The sequence below is a fragment of the Stenotrophomonas sp. YJH_SMC_29 genome, assembly GCF_059371235.1.
The window spans coordinates 57687-80937 of the sequence record NZ_JCAFUK010000016.1 but is presented as its reverse complement, the minus strand read 5'-3'; the positions used below and the strand labels follow the sequence as shown (position 1 = coordinate 80937).

Sequence of the window (23251 nt, the reverse complement as noted above, 5' to 3'; positions counted from 1 at the left end):
CGTTCCGGGCAGGCTCACCGCCGTGCCGTTACCATGGCCGCCTGTATTCGTGCCGGTACGCGCAATGGACAAGGTTTTCATCGAAGGGCTGACGATCGACGCCCTGATCGGTATCTACGATTGGGAACGACGGATCCGCCAGGACCTGGTGTTCGACCTGGAAATGGGCTTCGACAACCGACGCCCCGCGGCCACCGATGACATCGCCCACACCCTGAACTACAAGGCAGTGAGCAAGCGCCTGGAACAGTTCGTGCGCGAGTCGGAATTCGGCCTGGTCGAAACCCTGGCCGAGCGCTGCGCGCAGATCGTGCTGGACGAGTTCGAGGTGAAGTGGCTGCGCCTGAAGCTGAGCAAGCCCGGTGCGGTGCGCGGTGCGCGCGCGGTGGGCGTGATCATCGAGCGCACGCGCGACTGACCCGGCAAACCGGCCACCGGCCGGAAACCCCGGTAGTGCCGGCCGCTGGCCGGCAATCTTGGTAACAACGAAACAGACAGGAGACAACGGATGGTGGACGCGGTGGTGGCGGTACAGTGGCTGGAACGGCTGCAGAACACACTGGAACCCTATCCTGGCGCCTACCTGGCGTTGATGATCTCGGCCCTGCTGGTCGCTGCAGGCCTGGCCAACTGGGTGACCAAGCGCATCCTGTTGCGTGGCCTGCGGCGCCTGCTCAGCCGGCTTCCCGGCGCCGATACCGGCCGCGGCAGCCACCTGATGCGGGTGATCTCGCGGCTGTCGAACGTGGTCCCCAGCCAAGTGATCGCCTCGGGTATCCGCATCGTGCCGGACCTGCCGCCGGGGCTGGTCAGCTTCATCATCGGCGCCTGCCAGGCGTGGGCGATCCTGACCGTGGTGCTGGCCCTCTCGCATGCGCTGGATGCGGCCAATGATCTCTACGAGCGCCGCCCCGAGGCACGCAACAAGCCGATCAAGGGCTACCTGCAGGTCGCCAAGATCGTCATCTTCGTGATCGCGGGACTGTCGATCGTCGCAACCCTGGCGGGGGTCGATCTGCGCTACCTGGTCACCGGCCTGGGCGCGGCCACGGCGGTGCTGATGCTGATCTTCCAGGACACCATCCTGTCGCTGGTGGCCAGCGTGCAGATCAGTGGCGATGGCCGCGTGCGCATCGGCGACTGGATCGAGATGCCCAGCCAGAATGCCGACGGTGACGTCATCGACATCGCGCTGCACACCGTCACCGTGCAGAACTTCGACAAGACCATCACCACCATCCCGACCAAGAAGCTGGTGACCGAGTCGTTCAAGAACTGGCGCGGCATGCAGGAGGCCGGCGGGCGCCGGATCAAGCGCGCGCTGTACCTGGACCAGCACAGCGTCGGCTTCCTGGACGAGGGTGACCTGGCCTTCCTCGGCGAGTTCGCGCTGCTGCGCGACTACCTGCGCGAGAAAGCGCAGGAGCTGGGGCAATGGAACGGACGCCTGCGCGAGCAGGGCGTGGCCGAGGTCAACAGCCGCCGGGTGACCAACCTGGGTACCTTCCGCGCGTATGTGGAGCGCTACCTGCGCAGCCATCCGGGCATCCATACCGACATGACCCTGCTGGTGCGGCAGCTGCAGCCGACCACCGAGGGCCTGCCGCTGGAGCTGTACTGCTTCACCCGCAGCACCGCCTGGGGCGAGTACGAGGCCGTGCAGTCGGACATCTTCGACCACCTGCTGGCGATCCTGCCGGCCTTCGGGCTGCGGGTGTTCCAGGCGTCCAGCGACGCCATGTTGATGGCCGGGCGGCGCCAGCTGGCCGGGTCGGAGTAAGCTGCGGTGCCCCTGACGGGCGCCTGCGGGTCCCGCCGGGGGAGGAAGCTGAATGACGAAACCTCTCGCAAAATCGCCCGGGATCGCTAGAATGCCGGGCTTGTAAACGTTTTCATCAAGGACTGCCGGTGGCCTCCGATCGCATCGAATCCCTCATTGCCCAGATGACCGTCGAGGAAAAGGTCGGCCAGCTGGGTGTCTTCGCGGACATGGTCCGCCCGTTCGCCCCGGACGTGAACCCGGAAGCCAACGTGCGCAATGCCGACCAGGTGCTGCAGCAGGTGCGCGAGGGCAAGGTCGGCTCGCTGTTCAATGGTGTGGGCGCCGAACTGGGCCGCCGCATCCAGCAGGTCGCGACCGAAGAGAGCCGCCTGGGCATCCCGGTGATCCTCGCCGCCGACGTGATCCACGGCATGCGTACCGTGTTCCCGATTCCGCTGGGCGAGGCCGCCAGCTTCGAGCCGGACCTGGCCGAGCGCACCGCGCGCGCCACTGCGATCGAAGCCACCGCTGCCGGCCTGCACTGGACCTATGCGCCGGCCGTGGACATCGCCCGCGACCAGCGCTGGGGCCGTGGCGCCGAAGGCGCCGGCGAGGACGTGGTGCTGGGCTGTGCGTTCGCCGCCGCCCGCGTGCGTGGCTTCCAGGGCAGCGACCTGCGTGCGGCAGATTCGCTGCTGGCCACGCCGAAGCACTTCGCCGCCTATGGCGCGGTGATGGCCGGCATGGAGTACAACATGGTGGACATCTCGCCGCAGACCCTGCGCGATGTGCACCTGCCGCCGTTCAAGGCCGCCTTCGATGCCGGCGCGATCACCGTGATGTCCTCGTTCAATGACATCAATGGCGTGCCGGCCAGTGCCAATGCCGAACTGCTGACCGACATCCTGCGCGGCGAATGGAAGTTCCCGGGCGTGGTGATCTCCGACTACACCGCCGACATGGAACTGGTCGCGCACGGCTACGCCGCCGATGACCGCGATGCCACGGCCAAGGCGTTCACCGCCGGCCTGGACCTGAGCATGCAGAGCGGCTTCTACGCCGAGCACCTGCCGGGCCTGGTCGAGAGCGGCGAGGTGCCGATGGCGGTGCTGGATGAGGGCGTGCGCCGCATCCTGTGGCTGAAGGAGACCATCGGCCTGTTCGACGACCCGTACCGGTCGCTGGACCCGGCGCGTGAAGCGGATACCTCGCACCTTGCCGCGCATGATGCACTGTCGCGCGATGCTGCGCGGCGTTCGATCGTGCTGCTGAACAACCGTGACAACGTGCTGCCGCTGCAGAAGACCGGGCAGAAGATCGCGCTGATCGGCCCGTTCGTGCAGGACCGCGAGAACATCGAAGGCTGCTGGACGCTGTTCGGCGACAAGCAGCGTTACGTGGACCTGGAAACCGGCGTGCGTGCCGCCATCGGCGACGAAGCGCTGCTGGAAATCGTGCCGGGTTGCGAACTGGAAGCCGCGATTCCCGGCGGCACAGAAGCCGCTGTGGCTGCCGCACTGCGTGCTGACGTGGTGGTGCTGGCGCTGGGTGAACCGCAGCGCTACAGCGGTGAAGCGCAGTCGCGCGTGGAAATCACCCTGCCGCCGGCACAGCAGGCGCTGGCCGAGGCCGTGGCGATGACCGGCAAGCCGCTGGTGGTGCTGCTGCGCAATGGCCGCGCGCTGGCATTGCAGGGCGCGGTGCGCAATGCGCAGGCCGTGGCGGTGACCTGGTATCTGGGCACGCAGACCGGCCATGCCGTGGCCGATGTGCTGTTCGGCGACTACAGCCCGTCCGGCCGCCTGCCGGTCAGTTTCCCGCAGGTGTCCGGCCAGCAGCCGTACTTCTACAACCACCCGCGCACCGGCCGCCCGGAACTGCCGACCATGTCGGAGTTCAAGGCCCGCTGGCGCGAGATTCCCAACGAACCGCTGTACCCGTTCGGCCATGGCATCGGCTACACCACCTTCGCCTACGGCGTGCCGCAGCTGAGCACGGCACAGCTCGGCTGGGACGACACCCTGACCATCACCACCGTGCTGACCAACACCGGCCGCGTGGCGGGCGAGGAAGTGGTGCAGCTGTACGTCCACGATCGCGTGGCCAGCCGCGTGCGTCCGGTGCGTGAACTGAAGGACTTCCGCAAGGTGGCGCTGCAGCCGGGTGAGTCGACCGAAGTGGTGTTCACTTTGACCCGCGAGCAGCTGGCCTTTACCGGCCGCGATGGCGTGCTGCGTGCCGAGCCGGGCCAGTTCGACCTGTGGGTCTGTGCATCGTCGGCCGCCGGCGAAGCGGTGCAGTTCGAACTGCTGAAGGCCTGATCAAGAAAAAGGGGACGGAGGGGATTAAGTCGTTTGTGCCACTAACGACTTAATCCCCTCCGTCCCCTTTTTGTTGTCCTCACTGTGGCGGCGCTACCATCGGGCTTCCTGTTTCGATGGAGTGCGCGCATGCGCCGGATGGCCTACCTGATTCCCGCCCTGCTGCTGGCGGCCTGTTCGCAGCCTGAGCCGCCGGCGCAGCCTGCGGTGGATGCGCCGCCGCCGATGGAAGCGAACGCGGCAGCGACGCCTGCCGCTGAACCGGCGGCGCCGGCTGCCGAACCCGCTGCTGCACCTGCTGCACTTACCGCACCGGCAGCCGAGGCGTCCGCCGAGGATGCGCGTGCGCGCATCGAGTCGCTGCTTGGGGATGCCGCGCAGTTCGAGAAGGTCTTCAATGCGTTCAAGGCCGCCGTGGTCGGTGGAGATCGCGCTGCGGTGGTCGAGGAAGTGCGATTCCCCTTGAACATCAGCGGCGGAAAGAAGATCTCCGGCCCCGGAGAGTTCCAGCGCAACTACGAGAAGATCATCACGCCGGAGGTGGTCAAGGCGGTGTCCGAGCAGGACTTCGGCAAGGTGTTCGTCAACCAGCAGGGCGTGATGATCGGCAGCGGCCAGGTGTGGTTGAGTGGCCAGTGCCTGGACCAGGCCTGCACGAAGACCGAGGTGAAGGTCATCACCATCCAGTGATTGCAGACGACCCCGCGTGCGGGGCCGTCTGGCAAGGGTAGTGCCGGCCGCTGGCCGGCCACCGCAGGGTGCTGGAAGGATCCAGGTTGCCGGCCAGCGGCCGGCACTACCTGCCGTCTTCCAGCAGCCACAGCGCACCGTCGGATGCGCTCGCCCATCACGAAGACCGAAGTGAAGGTCCCCCGCATGCGGGGCCGTCTGGCAAGGGTAGTGCCGGCCGCTGGCCGGCCACCGCAGGATGCCGGAAGGATCCAGGTTGCCGGCCAGCGGCCGGCACTACCTGCCGTCTTCCAGCAGCCACAGCGCACCGTCGGGTGCGCTCGCCCATCACGAAGACCGAAGTGAAGGTCCCCCGCATGCGGGGCCGTCTGGCAAGGGTAGTGCCGTCTTCCAGCAGCCACAGCGCACCGTCGGATGCGCTCGCCCATCACGAAGACCGAAGTGAAGGTCCCCCGCGTGCGGGGTCGTCTGGCAAGGGTAGTGCCGGCCGCTGGCCGGCAACCGCAGGATGCTGGAAGGATCCAGGGTGCCGGCCGGCGGCCGGCACTACCTCAGGTCTTCGGCGTGAGCTTCAGCAGGCGTGCCTTGCTGCCGTCTTCCAGCAGCCACAGCGCGCCGTCCGGGCCCTGTTCCACTTCGCGGATGCGCTCGCCCATGTTGAAGCGCTCGGCTTCGCGTGCACTGTCGCCGTCAAAGGCCACGCGCACCAGCGAGGTGGACGACAGGCCGCCGATGAAGCCGCTGCCCTTCCACTGCGGGAACAGGCTGCCGCTGTAGATCACGAAGCCGGCCGGCGAGATCACCGGCGTCCAGGTCACCTTCGGCGCGGCGAATTCCGGGCGCGTGTCGTGGTCGGGAATCGGGCGGCCATCGTAATGGTCACCATTGGAAACGATCGGGTAGCCGTAGTTGGCGCCGCGCACGACCAGGTTCAGTTCGTCACCGCCGGCCGGGCCCATCTCGTGAGCCCACAGCTTGCCGCTGGCATCGAAGGCCATGCCGAGGATGTTGCGGTGGCCCAGCGACCACACCTGTGCGGCCACCCCGCCCTGCGAAGCGAACGGGTTGTCCGCCGGCAGGCTGCCATCGTCGTTCAGGCGGATGATCTTGCCGAGGTTGCTGCCCATGTCCTGGGCCGGATCGAACTTCTGCCGCTCGCTGGAACTGATCCACAGCTTGCCGTCCGGGCCGAAGGCAAGACGATGGCCGTAGTGGCCTTCGCCGCTGACCTTGGGGCTCTGCCGCCAGATCACCTTCAGGTCCTTCAGCTGGCCACCGCCGTTGGCATCCAGCGCCAGGGTGGCGCGGGCCACCGCCGCACCGCGCGTATCCAGCGTGCCTTCCTCGGCATAGCTGAGGTAGATAACGTGGTTGCGGGCGAAATCCGGGTGCAGGATCACGTCGCCGAAACCGCCCTGGCCACCATAGGCGACCTTCGGAACACCGGTGATCTCGTGCTTCTGGCCGCTGGCCAGGTCCAGGTGCTGCAGTTTGCCGCGCTTCTCGGTGACCAGCAGGCTGCCATCAGGCAGGAAGGTCATCGCCCACGGCTGGTCGAAGCGGCTGACTTCGGTGGCGGTGAACGGGCGCTGGTCGGCAGCGGTGGAGGCTGCGGGCGCTGCGGTCTGGGCGCCGTTGGCGGCCGGGTCGGCGGCATTGCAGGCTGAGGTGGCAAGGATCGGCACCAAGCCGAGGGCGAGCAGCAGGGGCGTGCGGGTCATGGGTATCTCCAGGGCGGGGATGCGGATGGCCGGGCGTTCCCTTGTATACCACCGGTGCCGTGAGCGTCGTGGCCCGAAGGTCCTGCGACCCCTGTGCGAGCGCAGCGCGATCGTCTAGGGTGGGCACGCCCGGGCAAAGCGTGCCCGCCTGCCTGCCAAGGACCTGCAATGAACACTGCAATACCCCACAAGCCGTCCACCGCCTTCATCGCCGCCTCGTGGGTGGCGCTGCTGCTGGGGGCGGCGGCGTACCTGATCGGCCTGTTCAACGCCACGATGGCACTCAACGAGAAGGGCTACTACCTGACCCTGCTGCTGTTCGGCCTGTTCGCGGCGGTCTCGCTGCAGAAGAGCGTGCGCGATCGCGTGGAAGGCATTCCGGTGAGCGGCCTGTACTACGCGCTGTGCTGGTTCGCGCTGCTGTCGGCGCTGATGCTGCTGCTGGTCGGCCTGTGGAATGCCACGCTGGCACCCAGTGAAAAAGGCTTCTACGGCATGGCGTATGCGCTGTCGCTGTTCGGTGCGGTGGCGGTGCAGAAGAATACCCGCGACCTGATCGCCGCCGGTGGTGGCGAGAGCAAGCGCAGCGCGATCGTGCCGCCGCTGCCGGAACAGGAGTGAATGTGTAGAGCCGAGCCCATGCTCGGCTCTACAGCAGCAGGGCGCTATCGCTTCAATTGCGGATCCGCCAGCTGTGCATCCTCCCAGCCACGACGCACCGCATTGCGTGCCTGCGCCCATTCCAGGCGGCTGCGGCCGCGTTCGTTGGCCCAGCGTGATTCGAGTTCGGCCTCGACCTGTTCATAGGCGCGGATGATGTCCTGTGCACGCGCGGCGTGGCCGATGCGGTAGGCCGGCTCGTAGTCCTCGAAGAACAGCTGGTCGTCGTAGTACGGTTCGGCGGTGTAGCGCTCGCGCCAGTAGTTGCTGATCGCATCACGCGGGGTGCTGTCGTCCGGCACGCGGCCGGGAATCTGGTACTCGGTCATGGAGGGCTCCGTGGTGGACGAAACCCGATCATGCCGGCCCGATGGTTAATGGCCCGGTCCAGCGACGTGATTGCCAGATCAATCCGACCGGCACGGCCTGATGCGGCCGGTCACCCGGTGCTGGCATCCTTGCGCGGCAGCGTGTAGATCACTGCGCCGATGGCAAACGCGACCAGTGCGGCGGCAGTGTTCTGCCAGCTGGCGCTGGCAAACAGGGCCACGCACAGCAGCAGTGCCAGCACCGGAATCAGCGGTCCACCGGGCAGCTTCAACGCGCCCGGGCGGTCGGCGTAGCGCTTGGCCAGGACCAGTACCGCCGCGGCGGTGCCGATGTAGGCGAACAGGCGCGTGGTCATCGACAGCAGGGCCAGCTGCACGAACGACCCGGACAGGGCCAGGCCGAGCGCGATCAGGCCCTGGCACAGGATCGACGCGGCCGGGGTATGGAAGCGCGGATGCACCTGGGCCAGGATCTTCGGCCCATAGCCATCGCGTGCCAGCGCGAACAGGAAACGCGGGCCCATCATCATCGTGTTGCTGTTGGTGCCGAGGATGGAGATGGTGGCACCGACGGTCAGGATCAGCGCCAGTGCTTCGCCACCGAATCCAGCGGCGGCATCGGCCAGCGGCGTGGCCGAGCTGGCCAGGCCGGCCAGCGTGCCCTGTGCCACCACCTGCACCGCGCCGTAGATGACGGTGACGGTGATGATCATGGTGATCAGCGCGAATGGAATGTCGCGGCGCGGATTGCGGTACTCGCCGGCGGCGGCGGGAATGTTCTCGAAACCGGCGTAGGCGTACAGCAGCAACAACGCGGCCTCGCCCATGCGCTGCAGGTCGTGCGGGTCCGGGCGCTGGCCGGAGAAGGCCAGCTTCGGGTCGATGTAGAACGCACCGATGGCCACGAACAGCAGCAGCGGCAGCATCTTGCCGATCACCAGCACCACGCCGGTGCGCGCGGCCGAACGCACGCCGATGATGTTGATGCCGGTGAGGAAGCCCAGCGACACCACGATCACCGCGATGCGGCCCAGGCCGGCACCGGCCCATGGCCAGAAGCGCGCGACCGCATCGGCCAGCGCATTGCTGAGTGCGGCCGCCGAACTGATGCGGGTCAGCCAGATCATCCAGCCGATCTCGAAACCGGCGAAGCGGCCGAAGGCCTCGCGTGCATACAGGTAGCTGCCGCCGGGTTCATCGAAGTAGCTGGCGGCCTGCGCATAGCACAGCACCAGCAAGGCCACGACGATGCCGGCGGCGACCACGCCCCACAGGCTGAAGGGGCCGAGCAGGGCGACGGTGGCGGCCGGCAGCAGGTAGATGCCGCTGCCGATCACATCGTTGATCGACAGGCCGACGATCTGCCAGCGGCTGACCGCGCGCTGCAGCTGCGGCTCGTCCTGCGCGCTCAACGGCCGTCTCCCTTCAGTGCAGGCAGCTGCCACTGCGCCTGCAGTCGCTTGTACTCCGCGCGCGGCAGCAGCACGAAACGCGGCGCGTCCTGCGGCCGCAGCCAGTCCAGCAGTGCCTGCATGCGTTCCTGCGGCATGGCCGTGCAGCCGGCGGTGGCCTCGCCGGGCTGGCGCCACAGATGGGCGAAGATGCAGCTGCCCTTGCCGGGCTGGTTGTCCGGGTTGTGGGCAATCACGAAGCCTTCCCGGTAGCGCACGTCGCCCTTGTTGTGCAGGTCCAGCCGCATCGGCTCGGTGGAGCCCTTGACCGCTGCGCTGCCGACCTTCTTCTCATCCACGATGCGGTTGTAGAACGGCGAGGCGGGCACGTCCATGCAGTAGCTGCTGTCCAGCATCGGCTGGTAGGGCAGGGCGGTGCCGGGGCGGGTGACCGCATAGCCGAACGCGCTGCCGAGCGCGAATATGCCGGCCGGGCTGCGGCCATCGCCTTCCTGCTTCTGCGGGCCATCGGCCTGTGCCGGATGCAGGCCCAGGCCCCATGCGCTGCCGGTGCGGCCAAGCGCCACCGGGAACGCCTGGCCATGCGGGTGCCAGCCCTTGCCGTCGCGCACATAGGCCTGCAGTTGCCCCTGGGTGCTGTCCCAGCCATCGCTGGTGACCACGATCAGCTGGCGCGCGCCATCCAGCGGCGCCGCGTGAACGGACACCGCTGCGGCAAGCAGCAGTGCAGTGGTGGCAAGGCGGACCAGCGATCTCATCAACATGCGCTCCGGTCAGGAATCCAGCAGGTGGTCGATCCGCTCCAGGTTCACCGCAAGCTGCTGCTGGCGATCCGGATTGGCATGGCAGAGCAGCACGAACAGGAAATCGAGCAGGGCGTGCATGGCGCTACGGTACAGCAGCTGCGCGACCTGCGGCGTGCGGTCGTGGGCGCAGACCGCCAGGGCCGCATCCGCATGCGCGCGCAGCGGGTTGGCGGTGTGGCGGGTGATGCAAATCACCTTGCCCCCCATGTCCTGGAACTGCCGCGACAGCTGCGAGAGCTGGGGCAGGTTGCCGAACTCGGAGAACACCAGCAGCGCGTCACCGGGCCGTGCGGCCGAGAGGTTGGCCAGCATCAGGATCGGGTCGGTGTGGGGTACCACCAGCAGCCCGAGCAGCGACAGCCGCATGGCAAACTCGCGGGCGAACAGGCCGTCGTCTCCCAGGCCGTACACGAACAGCTTGGGCGCACCGTCGAGCAGCTGCACGATGCGCTCGATCTCCGCGCGTGGATTGGCCTGGCGTGTTTCCTCTTCGGCCTGCGCCTTGCTGCGGCGCAGGGCCTCGCCCAGGCGCAGGTAGTCATCGCCGCTGTCGGGTTCGTCGGGCGCCTGCTGCGGATCGGCACCGGCGCGGGCGACGTCCTGGCCGATGGAGTACTTCAGGTCCGGGTAGCCCTTGAAGCCGAGCTTCTGGCTGAACTTCACCACGCTGGACTGGCTGATGCCCAACGCGCTGGCCAGTTGCTGGGACGAGTAGTCGCGCAGCAGGTGGGCGTTGTCGAGGATGAAGTCGGCGATGCGGCGCTCGATGGCCGACATCTGCCCGCGCTCGGTGCGGATCTTCAGCAGGGGCGGCATGCGGGGTGTCCGAGGGGCGTCCGTTGGAGCATAGGGGAACGCGTTGCGGTTGGCAGCGTAGAGCAGGTCATGGAGTGGGTCGGGCGGGTGGGGTTTGCAGGGGACGCCGTGAATCCGTCCATGGAGGCTTGGCCGCGCTTGCTCGTTTGCGCTGTCCTGCGCAAACGGCAAGACCGGGGTTGGGCGTCCTGCCCAACCCGCCCGAGGCATGCCTCGGGCCCATGGCGCGGACACCCCTGCAAGCCCCACCCGCCCGACCCCGGACAGATCGCGCGCGTGCCAGCCGCGAAGGGGATACGGGGTAGAGCAGAAGCAAGAGCAAAAGCATCCACGCATGGCGTGGATCCACGGGATGCCGTTGTTGCCTTTGACGTTGAGTCCGCCTTTAAGCGAGCCGAGCACCGCAGGTCCGGCGAGGGCGAAGAGGCGCGGGTGTCTGAGCGCAGCGAGTTCCGCGCCTTCCCTCGGCGGACCGAAGAGCGCAGGGCACCGGCGTGCGCAGCACGTCGGCTCGCGGCCGGCGGAGCGTTTCTTTTGGTTACTTTTCTTTTCGCGAAAAGAAAAGTAACGCCCGACCCAACGTCAGTTGTACGCCAGGCCAGCCGCAAGGCACAGATCAACCCAGCATCTCCAGCCCACGCACTTCAGTGATGCCCAGCCCCGGCACGTCGCTGATGCTGATCTCCGATTCGTTGAAATGCACGCCGCCGCTGACCGGGTCGAACTGGCCCAGCGAAGGGCCGTCCAGATCGACCTTGGTGATCACATCGCTCTTGGCCACGGCCAGGTGCACGGCGGCAGCCACGCTGATGCTCGATTCGATCATGCAGCCGATCATGCACGGCACGCCGTAGATGCCGGCAATGTCGGCGATGCGGATCGCGTTGGACAGCCCGCCGGTCTTCATCAGCTTGATGTTGATGATGTCGGCCGCGCGCTGCTGGATCAGGTCCATCACCTGGCTCGGGCTGAACACGCTCTCGTCGGCCATCACCGGCGTGTTGACGCGGTCGGTGACGTACTTCAGCCCGCTGATGTCGGCGGCTTTCACCGGCTGCTCCAGCAGTTCAAGCACCACGCCGGCGTCTTCCAGCGTACGCATCGCATGCACCGCCTGCTTGGCAGTCCAGCCCTGGTTCGCATCCAGGCGCAGCAGGGCACGGCCTTCCACGGCGGCGTGGATGGCCTTGACCCGTTCGATGTCCAGTCCGATGTCCTTGCCGACCTTGATCTTCAGCGACTCGAAGCCGCGCTCGATCGCCGACAGCGAATCGGCCACCATCTTGTCGATGTAGTCCACGCTGATGGTGATGTCGGTGGTGATCACCGGGTCGCCGCCACCAAGCATCTGGTACAGCGGGGCACCGTGCAGCTGCGCCCACAGGTCGTACAGTGCGATCTCCACCGCCGCCTTGGCGCTGGTGTTGCGCTCCATCGCGGTCTGCACCAGCGTGCACAGGTGGTTGAGGTTGACCACGTCCTGGCCGATCAGGCGCGGGGCGATGAAGTGGCGGATCGCTTCGATGATCGAGCCGTGCGTATCGCCGGTGATCACGGCGGTGGCGGGGGCTTCGCCGTAACCGGTGTTGCCGGTATCGGTACGGATCAGGACGACCACGTCCTCGACGGTTTCCACCGTGCGCAGGGCCGTCTTGAACGGTGTCTTCAACGGCACGCGCAGCATGCCCAGTTCGATGGCAGTGATCTTCATTCAGGGGGTCTTGGCCCGCAGGCGCTGGATGTTGGTGATGCGGTCGATGTAGCGGACGGTATCGCTGGCCATCATCGGCTCCAGCGGCGTGACCGAAACACCATTGAGATGGGCCTGCACACGTCTGCCGTCGGCACCGAACCAGCTGCCGCCTGCCGTATCGTGGATCACCCAGGTGCGGCCGTAGACGTGGCCGATGGCCATCATCACGTGGCCGGGAATGTAGACCAGGTCGCCAACACGGAGGTCGGTGACGGCGCGGTCGCGCACCGCCTTGCCGTCCTTGCCGGTGAACGGTAGTCGATCCAGCGCGGGGCTGACCGCCTGCGCGCTGGTATTGCGCGGCAGCAGTACGCCGAAGCTGCGGTAGATCTCGGACACAAAGCCGCTGCAGTCGCGGGTGTCGTAATCGTGGCCCCAGCCGTAGCGTTCGCCAAGGAACTTGAACGCCTGCTGCAGCAGCAGGCGCGGGGTCAGCGGCAGGTAGTCGGCGGCAGTGTCCTGCGAGCGTGGCAGCAGCGCCGGCACCAGCTTCAGGCGGCCATCGGCTTCCCGCACGGGCAACTGCACCACCCACGATGCGTGCGCCTGCTGGCCGTTCACCGGGTCGGCAGCCGGCCAGTCGGCCAACACCGGCAGGCGCACGCCCATGTCCAGCTGCAGGCGCGAGACACGCGGCTCTTCCGGGGTGTAGGCGGTCTGCGCGGTGGCACCGGTGACGATCCGGTACGGGCCCTTCGTGCCGTAGCCGAGCACGGTGGCCTTGTCGCCGCTGGCGATGGCCTCGGCCTCGATCCACGCGCTGTAGCGCTCGCTGTGGACGAACAGCCAGCGGCCGTCGGCGCTGCGATGGACCACGGCGACCTTGTCGCCGGGGAACAGTGCCGATTCCTGGAAACGGTCGATATCGGTGTCACCGACGCTGCTGAAGACGCGCTCGCGGGTGGGGAAGGTACGCAGTGCCGCGCGCTTCACCACCAGCCCGTAGGCCGGTGCCACCTCGGCCGGGACCGCATCCAGGCCGAGGTTGGCTTCGATCGCGCTGCGCAGCGCCGGCGCGATCGGCTGGCCCTTGTCGTTGTAGAGGGCGCGTGCGGGCCAGCGCGACAGCGCGGTGATGCTGGCACGCACTGTCGCCGCATCAAGCTGCGCCGGCAACGCCGCGATGTCCTGGAGGTGGCTGTCCTGCGCCCGCATCCGCGCGTTCTGCGCCTCGATCTGCGCGCGGTCCAGGATCGGCGCATCGGCGTTGTCCAGACGCGCGGCCCAGTATTGCGGGGTCAGGTAGGCCTCGTGCAGGCCGATCACATACGGCAGCGGCGCACCTGGGTCGGGTGGTGGTGCCGCCGGTGCAAAGGCCGGGGCGGCCAGCAGGCACAGCGCCAGGGACACGCGGCGCGGCCAACGCCGGTGCCGTTCGCGGGAAGCCAGGATCATGCGCTGCACACCCTCCTCGAATGCCTGTTGGAATATTTATTCCTTTCGGCGGCGAAAGCAAGAATAAATTATTGACCGGCATCCCGGCCCGTGTTACACAGCCGTTACCACCCGCGCTGGGGAAGTGTCGCTGTGGATCCTGCCGTTCGCAAACCACGTCTGCCTGCTGCTGCCGGCCTGTGTGCCGCGCTGCTGCTGTGGGCGTCTGCCGCGCAGGCCACGGATGGGAATAGCCGCCAGCAGCGGACGCGCCAAGCGCAGGTGATCGACCTGATCGACAGCGGTCGCTTCAGCGATGCCCAAGCGCTGCTGGCAACGGCAGGCGATACCGCCGACGGGGCCTTCCAGCGCGAGCGCATGCGCCGCATCCGCTTGGATTTCAGCCTCGACCAGGCTGCCGCCAAGGCCGCCGTACGCCGCTGGATTCCCGACCTGACCGACGAGGAATTCGCGCGCTGGGACCAGCTTGGCCTGATCGAGCATCTCGATATCGACGGCGAGCGTTGGTACTTCAAGCGCGCGCCGTCGAATCTGTTCCTGCTCAGCGACGAAGCACGCGCGCGCCGCCGCGCCGATGCGCCGATGCCCGCTCCGGGCCCGAACGAAGTGCTCAACGCACACCACGCGCGCGTGGTGGCCGCGTCCGAGCAGCGTGGCAAGGCGTCGGTGCTGCCGCAGCGCATCGAATTCATCCAATCGCTGACGGTGAAGGCCGATGCGGTGCCGGCCGGCGAGACCGTGCGTGCCTGGATTCCGTACCCGCGCGAGATCCCCGGCCAGCAGGAGCAGGTGCAGTGGCTGGGCAGCACCCCGGGCAAGGCGCGCGTGGCTCCGGCCCATACCCAGCAACGCACCGCCTACCTCGAAGCCAACGCGGTGGCCGGGCAGCCGACCCGCTTCGAGATCCGCTACGCGGTCACGATCTTCGCCCGGCATACCGCGATCGACCCGGCCGTGGTGCAACCGACCCCGGCCGATCCGGCCCTGAAGCCCTATCTGGCCGAACAGCTGCCCCATGTGCGCTTCACCCCGGCGCTGAAGCTGTTCTCCGACCAGGTGCTGCAGGGCGAGACGCGCCCGTATGAAGTGGTGCGCAGGCTGTTTGCCGCGGTCGACCGCATTCCGTGGGCCGGTGCGCGCGAATATTCCACGCTCAGCAACATCAGCGATTACGCGCTGCGTGCCGGCCATGCCGACTGCGGGCAGCAGACGTTGCTGCTGATCGCGCTGCTGCGCCTGAACGGCATCCCCGCACGCTGGCAGTCGGGCATGGTGTTCTCCGACGATGGCAGTGGTTACAACAATCTGCATGACTGGGGACAGGTCTACTTGGCGCCGTATGGCTGGCTGCCGATGGACGTGACCACTGGCGCGCTGGCCAGCGATGTACCGGCGCTGCGCGACTTCTATCTGGGTGGCCTCGATGGCTACCGCATCGCCTTCAACGATGATTTCGGCCAGCGCTTCGTGCCGGCCAGACAGCATTACCGCTCGGAAACGGTCGACTCGCAGCGTGGCGAGGCCGAGTGGGCAGGCGGCAACCTGTACTTCGACCAATGGAGCTACGACTTCCAGTGGCGGGTACTGCCAGCCAGGCAACGCTAGCGCGACACCTCGCATTCCACACCATTCAATTCTTGCAGGAGAGAGCAGGGGATGAAGGCTTACAGCATCAAGCGGGCGGCGTTGTGCGTCGCTCTCGGGGCGTGTCTGGGCGTGATCGCGCCCAGCGCATTCGCACAGGATGGTTCAGTGGTCGGCCGGCTGGTCAGCGATGCCGGCCAGGTCCCGGCCGGTGCCACGGTGACCGTACGCAACCCGGCAACGGGCTTCGTCCGCTCCGTGCAGGCCGACGCCAACGGCAGCTACCGCATTCCGCTGCTGCCGGTCGGCACCTATGACATGGAGGTGAGCCTGCCCGGCGGAGGGGCCAGCCGCGTCGGCCAGGTGACGGTCAGCCTCGGCAGTGCCACCACGGTCAACGTGCCGCTGGGTGCGGTCAGTACCCTGGGCACGGTCGAAGTGCGGGCGCCGCAGGTGGTGTCGATGGTGGACGTGAAGTCCACCGAGTCGGCCACCAACATCACCCGCGAGGAGCTGTCGCGCCTGCCGGTGGACCGTGACATCACCGCCGTAGCGCTGCTCGCGCCGGGAGCCGTGAAGGGCAAGGGGTCGCTCGGCGGGCAGGGCATTTCCTTCGGCGGATCGTCGGTGGCCGAGAACACCGTCTACATCAATGGCCTGAACGTCACCGACTTCTACAACCGGGTCGGCTTCTCGTCGGTGCCGTTCTCGTTCTACCAGGAATTCCAGGTCAAGACCGGCGGCTACTCGGTCGAGTTCGGGCGCAGCACCGGTGGTGTCATCAACGCGGTAACCCGCTCGGGCAGCAACGATTTCAAGGCCGGCGCCGAGCTGGTGTTCGAGCCGCGGGCATGGCAATCGCAGGCACGTGATCGCTACGACGGCAGCGGCAGCCGCTACATCACCGCCAGCCGCGACGACTACAGCCGCAGCGCGCTGAATGTGTTCGCCTCCGGTGCGCTGGTGCAGGATCGCCTGTTCTTCTTCGGCATGTACGAGGCGCGCGACTACCGCCCCACCTCGACCAATGACGCCGGCACGCGCCTGAGCCAGGGCAAGGCCGATGATCCGTTCTGGGGCGGCAAGATCGACTGGCAGATCACCGACAACCAGATGCTGTCGCTGTTCGGCTTCTCGGACAAGAGCAAGACCCTCACCGACGTCTACGCCTACGATTACGCCACGGGGCAGACCGTGGGCGAGCGCAGCAACCAGATCTACAACACGGTGGGTGGCAAGAACTGGTCCGGTACCTACAGCTGGCAGGTCAACAACGACCTGACCATGAAGCTGATGTACGGCGAGAACAAGCGCAACCGTGTGCAGAGCTCGTTGATGGACGAGAACTGCAACCGCGTGTTCGACAACCGCACCGCCAGCCAGGGCGTGCCGCCATCGCTGCAGGGTGACCGCGGCTGCACCAGCAGCTCGCAGCTGGAATCCGCGCTGGACACCCGCAAGGCTGCACGCGCCGATTTCGAATGGACGCTGGGCAACCACCTGCTGCGCTTCGGCCTGGACCGCGAAGAGAACACCTCCGACTACAGCCGTGCCTACCCGGGGCCCGGCGGCCTGCGCTATGACATCTATGCCCGCACACCCGGCAGTCCGCTCAATGGTGGCGTGGTGCCGGCCAGCGGCCTGGTCGCGCGCACCCGTCGCTATGAAGTGGAAGGGGCCTTCGAGACGATCAACTCGGCCTACTACCTGGAAGACAACTGGCAGGTGACGCCGAATCTGCTGCTGAACATGGGCCTGCGCCTGGAAGCCTTCGACAACAAGGGCGGCGACGGCAGCAGCTACATCAAGATCGACGACATGCTGGCCCCGCGCCTGGGCTTCTCCTGGGACGTGCGCGGCGATGGCACGACCAAGGTGTTCGGCAACCTGGGCCGATACTTCCTGCCGGTGGCCAACGTCATCAACATCAAGCAGGCCGGTGGCTTCCTCGACGAGCGGACCTGGTATGAGTTCCTCGGCTACAGCGGCGCGGCCAACAACATCCCCAACCTGGGCGCACAGATCGGGCCGGTGGACAACTCGCAGGGCGACGGCAGCGTGCCGGACCTGCGTGCCGAAGTGAACCGGGACATGGACCCGGTCTACCAGGACGAAGCGATCCTCGGTTTCCAGCAGATGATCAACGAAGCCTGGTCGGTGGGGGCGAGCGTGACCTATCGCCGCCTGCACAATGCCATCGATGACATGAACATCACCGCGACCGGCCAGTGTGGTGCCATCGACGGGGTGTGGATCATGGGCAACCCCGGGCGCACCAATACCGTCTGGGGCGACACCGACTGCGATGGCCGCAACGACGGCTGGATCAGCATCGATACGTCGAAGGAAGGCTGGGCACTGTACGACGACAACGGCAACTACGTCGGCCAGCGCGGCTGGGTGAAGCCCAAGCGTGACTACAAGGCGCTGGAACTGCAGGTCGACCGCGCCTGGGACGGCAAGTGGGGCTTCAACGCCTCCTACACCCTTGCATACGGTCGCGGCAACGCAGAAGGCCCGGTCAACTCCGATACCGACTTCGCCGACGCAGGGCGCACCGAGAACTTCGACAACCCCTGGGTCAACTACCGCGGCTACGGCTATCTGGCCAACGACCGCCGCCACCAGTTCAAGTTCCGTGGCAGCTACGCATTGACCGAGAACCTCAGCGTGGCGGCCACGCTGGGCGTGCAGTCGGGCAGCCCGATTACCCGCTTCGGCGCCGGTAATCCGTTCGACGACACCGACTTCCACAGCTACTACGTGTGCGTGTCCAACTGCCAGTCGACGGTTCCGTCCCAGCGCGTGTTCGTGCATTCGCCACGCGGTGGCGACGGCCGCACGCCCTGGACCTATGACCTGGACGTGAGCGTCTCGTACAAGGTGCCGATTCCCACCGATCTGCGCCTGAAGCTGGCGGTGTACAACGTGCTCAACCAGCAGCGCGTGGTGACCGTGGACCAGGACTACGAGCCGCAGGACAGCATCGGCACGCCGAACCCGCTGTACCGCTACGGCACCGGCTTCCAGTCGCCGCGCTACGCGCAGCTGACCGTCACCTGGGCCTACTGAGGCCCGGTGCCGGGACCATGCGCATGCAGGCACTGGGGATGCTGGCCGCGCTGGTGGCTTTTCCGGCGGCGGCGGTCGATACCGCTTCCGTCGAGGCCGATGTCGCCGCCGTGGTCCGGCACGAGCACCTGCCCGGGCTGGCCATGGCGGTGGTCGACAACGGGCAGGTGGTCTATCGCCACGCCGAGGGCGCGCGTGGCGATGGCGGCCGCATCGACGAGGACACGCTGTTCAAGATCGCCTCCAACAGCAAGGCGATGACTGCCGCGCTGCTGGCGCGGCTGGTGCAGCAGGGCAGGCTGCGCTGGGATGATCCGGTGCAGCGGCATCTGCCGGGCTTCCGCATGCACGATGCATGGGTGGGCCAGCAGATGCAGGTGCGCGACCTGCTGATCCACAACAGCGGCCTGGGCCTGGGCGCCGGGGACCTGATGCTGTGGCCGGAACCGAACGCATTCACCCGCACCGACATCATCGCCGGATTGGCGCACCTGACGCCGGTCAGCAGCTTCCGCAGCCACTATGCCTACGACAACCTGATGTACGTGGTGGCTGGCGAAGTGGCCGCTGCGGCGGGCGGCAAGCCGTACGACCAGTTGATGCGCGAGCAGGTGTTCGAACCACTGGGCCTGTCGCGCTGCCAGGTGGGGGCGTGGTCGGTGAAGCGCGTGGGCAACGTGGCGCAGCCGCATGCCTGGCGCGGTGATCGCAACGCGGTAGTGAATGAGGATGGAGCGATCAGCCCGGACCTGCCGTCGATGGCCGCTGGCGGCATCCGGTGTTCGCTGCGTGACATGACGCGGTGGATGCAGGTGCTGCTCGATCCCACCCTGGCGCCCGGCTGGCTGGATACGGAGCAGCGCCGCACGCTGTGGACCCTGCACATGCCGATGCCGCTGGGCGAGCGCCAGCGGCGCTGGGACAACGCGCATTTCTACGGCTACGGCTATGGCTGGCGCGTGTCCGACATGGACGGCCAGTGGAAGGTGGCGCACACCGGCACGCTGTCCGGCATGTATTCGTCGCTGGCGCTGCTGCCCGACCGCAAGGTGGGCGTGGTCATGCTGATCAACGGTGATGGGGAGGACGCGCGTACCGCGTTGATGCAGGCCGCGCTGAAGCGCTTTACGGCGCCGGACGATGCGCGTCCGGCGCTGGAGTACCTGGCCGAACTGAAGGCAGACCAGGCGGCGCGCGCGGCAAGCGGCCATCAGCGGCCGGCGACGTCGGAGGCACGGCCGACATCGGACGCCGATCTGCCGCGTTGGCAGGGTCGCTACACCGATCCGTGGCTGGGGCCGGCCTCGCTGTGCCCGGGCAAGGACGGCCTGCGTTTCAGCGTGGACAAGTCGCCCCGGCTGCAGGCGGCTGTGCTGCAGCTGCAGGGGCGCTGGCTGCTGCGCTGGGATACGCTGGGCGACGACGCACAGGCCTGGCTGCAACCCGGGGACGGTGCGTCGCCCACGCTGGACCTGCGCGCCATCGATCCGGACATCGACTTCAGCTATGACTTCCAGGACCTGCATTTCACTCGTACTGGCGACTGCGCTGGCGGCGACCACCGGCGCCGCTGAGCCACCGCGCGTTTCACCGGCCACCGACGCGGCCAGTGCCGGACTGGTGGAGATCCGCACGGTGTCGCCGCGCATCGACCTGGATATCCGCTATGCCGGCGCCAACAACTTCACCGGCGCGCGCGTGCCTGGCTACGAGGCGCCTTCGTGCTACCTGCTGGCGCCGGTGGCGAAGGCACTGGCACAGGTGGAACAGGACCTGCGCGCCGATGGCTTCGGCCTGCGCCTCTACGACTGCTACCGGCCGGTGCGTTCGGTGCAGGCCTTCATGGCCTGGGTGAACGATCCACACGAACGCTCGCGCAAGGCCCTGCAATACCCTGACCTGGACAAACCGCGCCTGCTGGCCGACGGCTACATCGCAGAGCGCTCCGGCCACAGCCGCGGTGCCACGGTGGATCTGGGCCTGCTGGATTGCCGCAGCGGGACGTGCACGCCGTTGGACATGGGCACGGACTTCGATTTCTTTGGCCCGCGTGCGCATACCCAGACCCGCGGGCTGGGCGCTGCGCAGCAGGCGAACCGCCGTCAGCTGGTGCAGGCGATGGCGCGCCACGGTTTCGTCAACTATCCGCAGGAGTGGTGGCACTACACCCTGCAGCCCGAACCGGATCCCGGCACCGCATACGACGTGCCGGTGCTTTAGGGTTTGTTGGCAGGGGGCGCCCTCGACAATTTCCCGCTGCTCTTGGTAGCTGTCGACCTTGGTCGACATGGTAGATCCACGCCATGCGTGCGTGCTTTCCGTCCAGCCCCGGAGACATTCGATCTCGATGGAGATTCATCCACGCATGGCGTGGATCTACCGGGGCCAGCGGATTGGGTCCGGGGCAGATCCCTTACACTGGCTGCCATTCCACTGTTGCCCACCCGATGAACCTTCCCCTGCACTTCGGCCTGCTCGGCACCTTGGAAGCGGGCGCCATCGCCCTGCTGGTCGGCCTGCTGGTGTACCTGCTGTGGTCGCGGCTGTGCCGGCTGCTGCACTGGTCGATGGGCCATGCGATCGGCTGGGCCTGCGTCATCTCGGTGGTGATCTCCGCCGGCATCGATGCGTGGAAGCTGTTCTACATGGGCATCGTGCGGCTGGAATCACCGCTGTACGCGCGCCTGTTCCTGGCCACCATCCACGATCCGAACGAACTCGGCAGCCGGGTGGTGCTGGAAATCGCCGGCGCGCTGGCCGGGGTCGCACTGGGCTGGGTGATGTTCAGTTCGCGGTCATCGGAAAAAACCGTCGACTGACGCAGGTTTTTCGTTGCCTGCCGGTTAAATGCAGAGGCGCTGAATGCGCAACTTATGAGCCGCTCACTTCACTCTAACCACCGCGCTAAAGCATGCGTGGCGGCGAGTGGTTAATCGTGTGTGTGCATGCCAGTCGCGGGGCAAAATCGATTCAGAAACGCGGTGGCAGGGTAGGTGCCGTGCGGAAACAACAGGCCGCGCAACACCACCCAACAGGTAGGAGACACCCCTGATGACTATTCGCAACCGCAAGCCCCTGATCGCCCTGATCGTCGCCGCCGCCAGCGTGCTGGCCCTCCCGGCGATGGCCCAGTCGGCCAAGCAGCAGGCCGCGCATGCGCAGAATGAAGCCGCGCAGGCCCAGCAGGCGGCGGCACAGGCGGGCCAGGCGGCCGACCAGGCCTCCAACGCGGCTGCAGCGGCCTCGGCGCAGGCCAACGGCGGTGGCCAGAGCTGGGCCAGCATCGATACCGATGGCAACGGCACCATCAGCAAGTCCGAGGCCCAGGTGAACGCGGGCCTGGCCCAGGTGTTCGACCAAGCCGACAGCAACAAGGACGGCGAGCTGAGCGCCGATGAGTACAAGGCCTACGTGGCCGCCCAGCAGGCCGGCGCGGATGCCGGTGCGGCGCAGGGCCGCTGATCCAGACCCGATTCGGGAAGACCGGTGCATGGAACCCGGGCGGCGGTGGCCGCCCGGGTTTTTCCCGTCATCGCGGCCCCTGTATCCTTGGCCGATGAACACCTCCATGCCTGCGCCGTCGCGCGCCATCGGCCTGGTCGGTTTTGACGGTGACGATACGCTGTGGAAGAGCGAGGACTACTACCGCAAGGCCGAGCAGGATTACCTTGACCTGTTGTCGCGCTACGTCGACGTGCACGACACCCAGACCGCGCGCCACCTGCTGGAAGTGCAGCAGCGCCACCTGGGCACCTTCGGCTACGGCGTGAAGAGCATGACCCTGTCGATGATCGAAGCGGCCATCGACATCACCGGCCAGCGCATCGAGGCCCGGGACATCCAGCGCATCCTCGATATCGGCCACGACACCCTGCGTCACCCGGTGGAGCTGATCGACGGGGTACGCGACGCGGTGGCGGCCATTGCCGAGCACTACCCGGTGGTGCTGATCACCAAGGGTGACCTGTTCCACCAGGAGGCGAAGATCAAGGTCGCCAACCTGGGCGAGCTGTTCCCGCGCATCGAGATCGTCTCCGAGAAGGACCCGGAAACCTACGCTCGCGTGCTGGCCGAGTTCGACCTGCCGATGGAGCGCTTCGTAATGGTCGGCAACTCGCTGCGTTCGGATATCGAGCCGGTGGTCACCCTCGGTGGCTGGGGCGTGCATACCCCCTACGCGGTGACCTGGGCGCACGAGACCCAGCACGGCGTGGCCGATGACGAGCCGCGCATGGTCACCGCCGATACCGCCCGCGACTGGCCGGCTGCGCTGGCGGCGATCGAGGCCAAGGCCGCCGCGGCGGCCTGACAGGGCGCGGCGGCTGCGGCAGAATCGGGGCATGAACCACCGACTGCGCGCGCTGTTGCTGTCCCTGCTGCTGGTGCCGGCCACCGTGCTGGCCCAGCAGACCGCCGAGCGTTCGGCGGACTACACGGTGGAAACCGGTGACCGCTGGATCGATGCCCAGCTGCAGGACATCAACCACTACGCCGAACGCTACCCTGACGCCTTCCTCGATGAAGTGTCGCGCTACGCCGATGTCCCCCGCGGCTACATCAATGCGCTGTTCACCACCCATGGCTGGCAGGCCGGGGATATCTATTTCGCCTGTTTCTGGGCCAAGGCCAGCGCACAGACCTGCCGCGACAGCGTGCGCGCCTTCAGCCAGAACCCGGAGGGCGGCTGGGAGGCCGTGGTGAAGCGCATGCCCACCAGGCCGGAGAACCTGCATTACCGCGCCGTGCGCCACGCCATCGTGGCCAGCTACCGGCACTGGGACCGGCCGATTACCCTGGATGCCACGCTGAAGCGCCAGTTGAAGCGGTAGTGCCGGGCGCTGGCCGGCAACTGCACCCTTCCAGGCATCAGGAGGTTGCCGGCCAGCGGCAGGCACTCCCCGGTCATGTTGCTCTGCATATCGCCGCCGCA

Annotated in this window: 20 protein-coding genes; 13 read left to right on the top strand and 7 right to left on the bottom strand. The window is 67.2% G+C overall.

What is annotated here, in order from left to right; translation table 11 throughout:
* The first annotated feature begins 64 nt into the window (after positions 1 to 64).
* The 4 genes from folB (at position 65) to AC5P9I_RS16540 (ending at position 4773) form a co-directional block, all read left to right on the top strand.
* On the top strand, positions 65 to 418 hold the full coding sequence (gene folB, locus AC5P9I_RS16555) for a dihydroneopterin aldolase (protein WP_049465349.1): 354 nt from the start codon (positions 65 to 67) through the stop codon (positions 416 to 418).
* Positions 419 to 508: 90 nt separating this feature from the next.
* Positions 509 to 1780, top strand: a complete 1272-nt coding sequence (locus AC5P9I_RS16550) for a mechanosensitive ion channel family protein (RefSeq protein ID WP_130768626.1) — start codon at positions 509 to 511, stop codon at positions 1778 to 1780.
* Positions 1781 to 1908: 128 nt separating this feature from the next.
* Positions 1909 to 4083, top strand: coding sequence for a glycoside hydrolase family 3 N-terminal domain-containing protein (locus AC5P9I_RS16545; RefSeq protein WP_130768627.1), 2175 nt, complete (start codon positions 1909 to 1911; stop codon positions 4081 to 4083).
* A 129-nt stretch (positions 4084 to 4212) separates the two neighbouring features.
* Entirely contained in the window at positions 4213 to 4773 is a 561-nt protein-coding gene (locus AC5P9I_RS16540) for a hypothetical protein (RefSeq protein WP_130768628.1), read from the top strand.
* A 551-nt stretch (positions 4774 to 5324) separates the two neighbouring features.
* On the opposite strand, the gene AC5P9I_RS16535 is transcribed toward AC5P9I_RS16540, so the two are convergent.
* Positions 5325 to 6494 carry a PQQ-dependent sugar dehydrogenase gene (locus AC5P9I_RS16535; protein ID WP_130768629.1) on the bottom strand — a complete coding sequence of 390 codons (1170 nt, stop codon included), beginning with the start codon at positions 6492 to 6494 and terminating at the stop codon, positions 5325 to 5327.
* 168 nt (positions 6495 to 6662) lie between these two features.
* Here AC5P9I_RS16535 and yiaA point away from each other — a divergent pair, with 168 nt between their 5' ends.
* Positions 6663 to 7115: an inner membrane protein YiaA gene (gene yiaA, locus AC5P9I_RS16530; protein WP_057494759.1), complete on the top strand. Its 453-nt coding sequence runs from the start codon at positions 6663 to 6665 to the stop codon at positions 7113 to 7115.
* 44 nt (positions 7116 to 7159) lie between these two features.
* Here the strand turns inward: yiaA and AC5P9I_RS16525 are convergent, their stop codons facing one another.
* The 6 genes from AC5P9I_RS16525 to AC5P9I_RS16500 form a co-directional block, all read right to left on the bottom strand.
* Positions 7160 to 7483 (bottom strand): hypothetical protein, encoded by a 324-nt coding sequence (locus AC5P9I_RS16525; protein ID WP_049468574.1) that lies wholly within the window; start codon positions 7481 to 7483, stop codon positions 7160 to 7162.
* Between the two features lie 110 nt (positions 7484 to 7593).
* Positions 7594 to 8895 carry an APC family permease gene (locus tag AC5P9I_RS16520; RefSeq protein ID WP_130768630.1) on the bottom strand — a complete coding sequence of 434 codons (1302 nt, stop codon included), beginning with the start codon at positions 8893 to 8895 and terminating at the stop codon, positions 7594 to 7596.
* The gene (locus AC5P9I_RS16515; protein WP_130768631.1) at positions 8892 to 9653 is read right to left on the bottom strand and encodes a L,D-transpeptidase family protein; all 762 of its coding nucleotides are present in this window, start codon (positions 9651 to 9653) and stop codon (positions 8892 to 8894) included. The genes AC5P9I_RS16520 and AC5P9I_RS16515 overlap by 4 nt, the downstream gene beginning before the upstream one ends.
* A gap of 15 nt (positions 9654 to 9668) precedes the next feature.
* Positions 9669 to 10517 (bottom strand): MurR/RpiR family transcriptional regulator, encoded by an 849-nt coding sequence (locus AC5P9I_RS16510; RefSeq protein WP_130768632.1) that lies wholly within the window; start codon positions 10515 to 10517, stop codon positions 9669 to 9671.
* 616 nt (positions 10518 to 11133) lie between these two features.
* Positions 11134 to 12228 (bottom strand): dipeptide epimerase, encoded by a 1095-nt coding sequence (locus AC5P9I_RS16505; RefSeq protein WP_014645715.1) that lies wholly within the window; start codon positions 12226 to 12228, stop codon positions 11134 to 11136.
* Complete coding sequence (locus AC5P9I_RS16500) at positions 12229 to 13665, bottom strand: C40 family peptidase (protein ID WP_130768633.1); 1437 nt, start codon at positions 13663 to 13665, stop codon at positions 12229 to 12231.
* Positions 13666 to 13797: 132 nt separating this feature from the next.
* Between AC5P9I_RS16500 and AC5P9I_RS16495 the strand changes: the two genes are divergently transcribed.
* From AC5P9I_RS16495 to AC5P9I_RS16460, 8 genes are all read left to right on the top strand, one after another.
* Positions 13798 to 15270 (top strand): transglutaminase domain-containing protein, encoded by a 1473-nt coding sequence (locus AC5P9I_RS16495; RefSeq protein ID WP_187756875.1) that lies wholly within the window; start codon positions 13798 to 13800, stop codon positions 15268 to 15270.
* A 51-nt stretch (positions 15271 to 15321) separates the two neighbouring features.
* Complete coding sequence (locus AC5P9I_RS16490; RefSeq protein WP_049468634.1) at positions 15322 to 18321, top strand: TonB-dependent receptor; 3000 nt, start codon at positions 15322 to 15324, stop codon at positions 18319 to 18321.
* A gap of 23 nt (positions 18322 to 18344) precedes the next feature.
* Positions 18345 to 19895 (top strand): serine hydrolase domain-containing protein, encoded by a 1551-nt coding sequence (locus tag AC5P9I_RS16485; protein WP_049468668.1) that lies wholly within the window; start codon positions 18345 to 18347, stop codon positions 19893 to 19895.
* On the top strand, positions 19828 to 20541 hold the full coding sequence (locus tag AC5P9I_RS16480; RefSeq protein ID WP_049468635.1) for a M15 family metallopeptidase: 714 nt from the start codon (positions 19828 to 19830) through the stop codon (positions 20539 to 20541). Before AC5P9I_RS16485 ends, AC5P9I_RS16480 begins: the two co-directional genes overlap by 68 nt.
* 227 nt (positions 20542 to 20768) lie before the next feature.
* On the top strand, positions 20769 to 21140 hold the full coding sequence (locus AC5P9I_RS16475; RefSeq protein WP_049468636.1) for a hypothetical protein: 372 nt from the start codon (positions 20769 to 20771) through the stop codon (positions 21138 to 21140).
* Between the two features lie 232 nt (positions 21141 to 21372).
* Positions 21373 to 21783 (top strand): EF-hand domain-containing protein, encoded by a 411-nt coding sequence (locus tag AC5P9I_RS16470; protein WP_187756874.1) that lies wholly within the window; start codon positions 21373 to 21375, stop codon positions 21781 to 21783.
* Between the two features lie 94 nt (positions 21784 to 21877).
* Positions 21878 to 22630 carry an HAD family hydrolase gene (locus tag AC5P9I_RS16465; RefSeq protein WP_049468641.1) on the top strand — a complete coding sequence of 251 codons (753 nt, stop codon included), beginning with the start codon at positions 21878 to 21880 and terminating at the stop codon, positions 22628 to 22630.
* Positions 22631 to 22661: 31 nt separating this feature from the next.
* Positions 22662 to 23150 (top strand): hypothetical protein, encoded by a 489-nt coding sequence (locus AC5P9I_RS16460; RefSeq protein WP_049468643.1) that lies wholly within the window; start codon positions 22662 to 22664, stop codon positions 23148 to 23150.
* Positions 23151 to 23251: the final 101 nt, after the last annotated feature.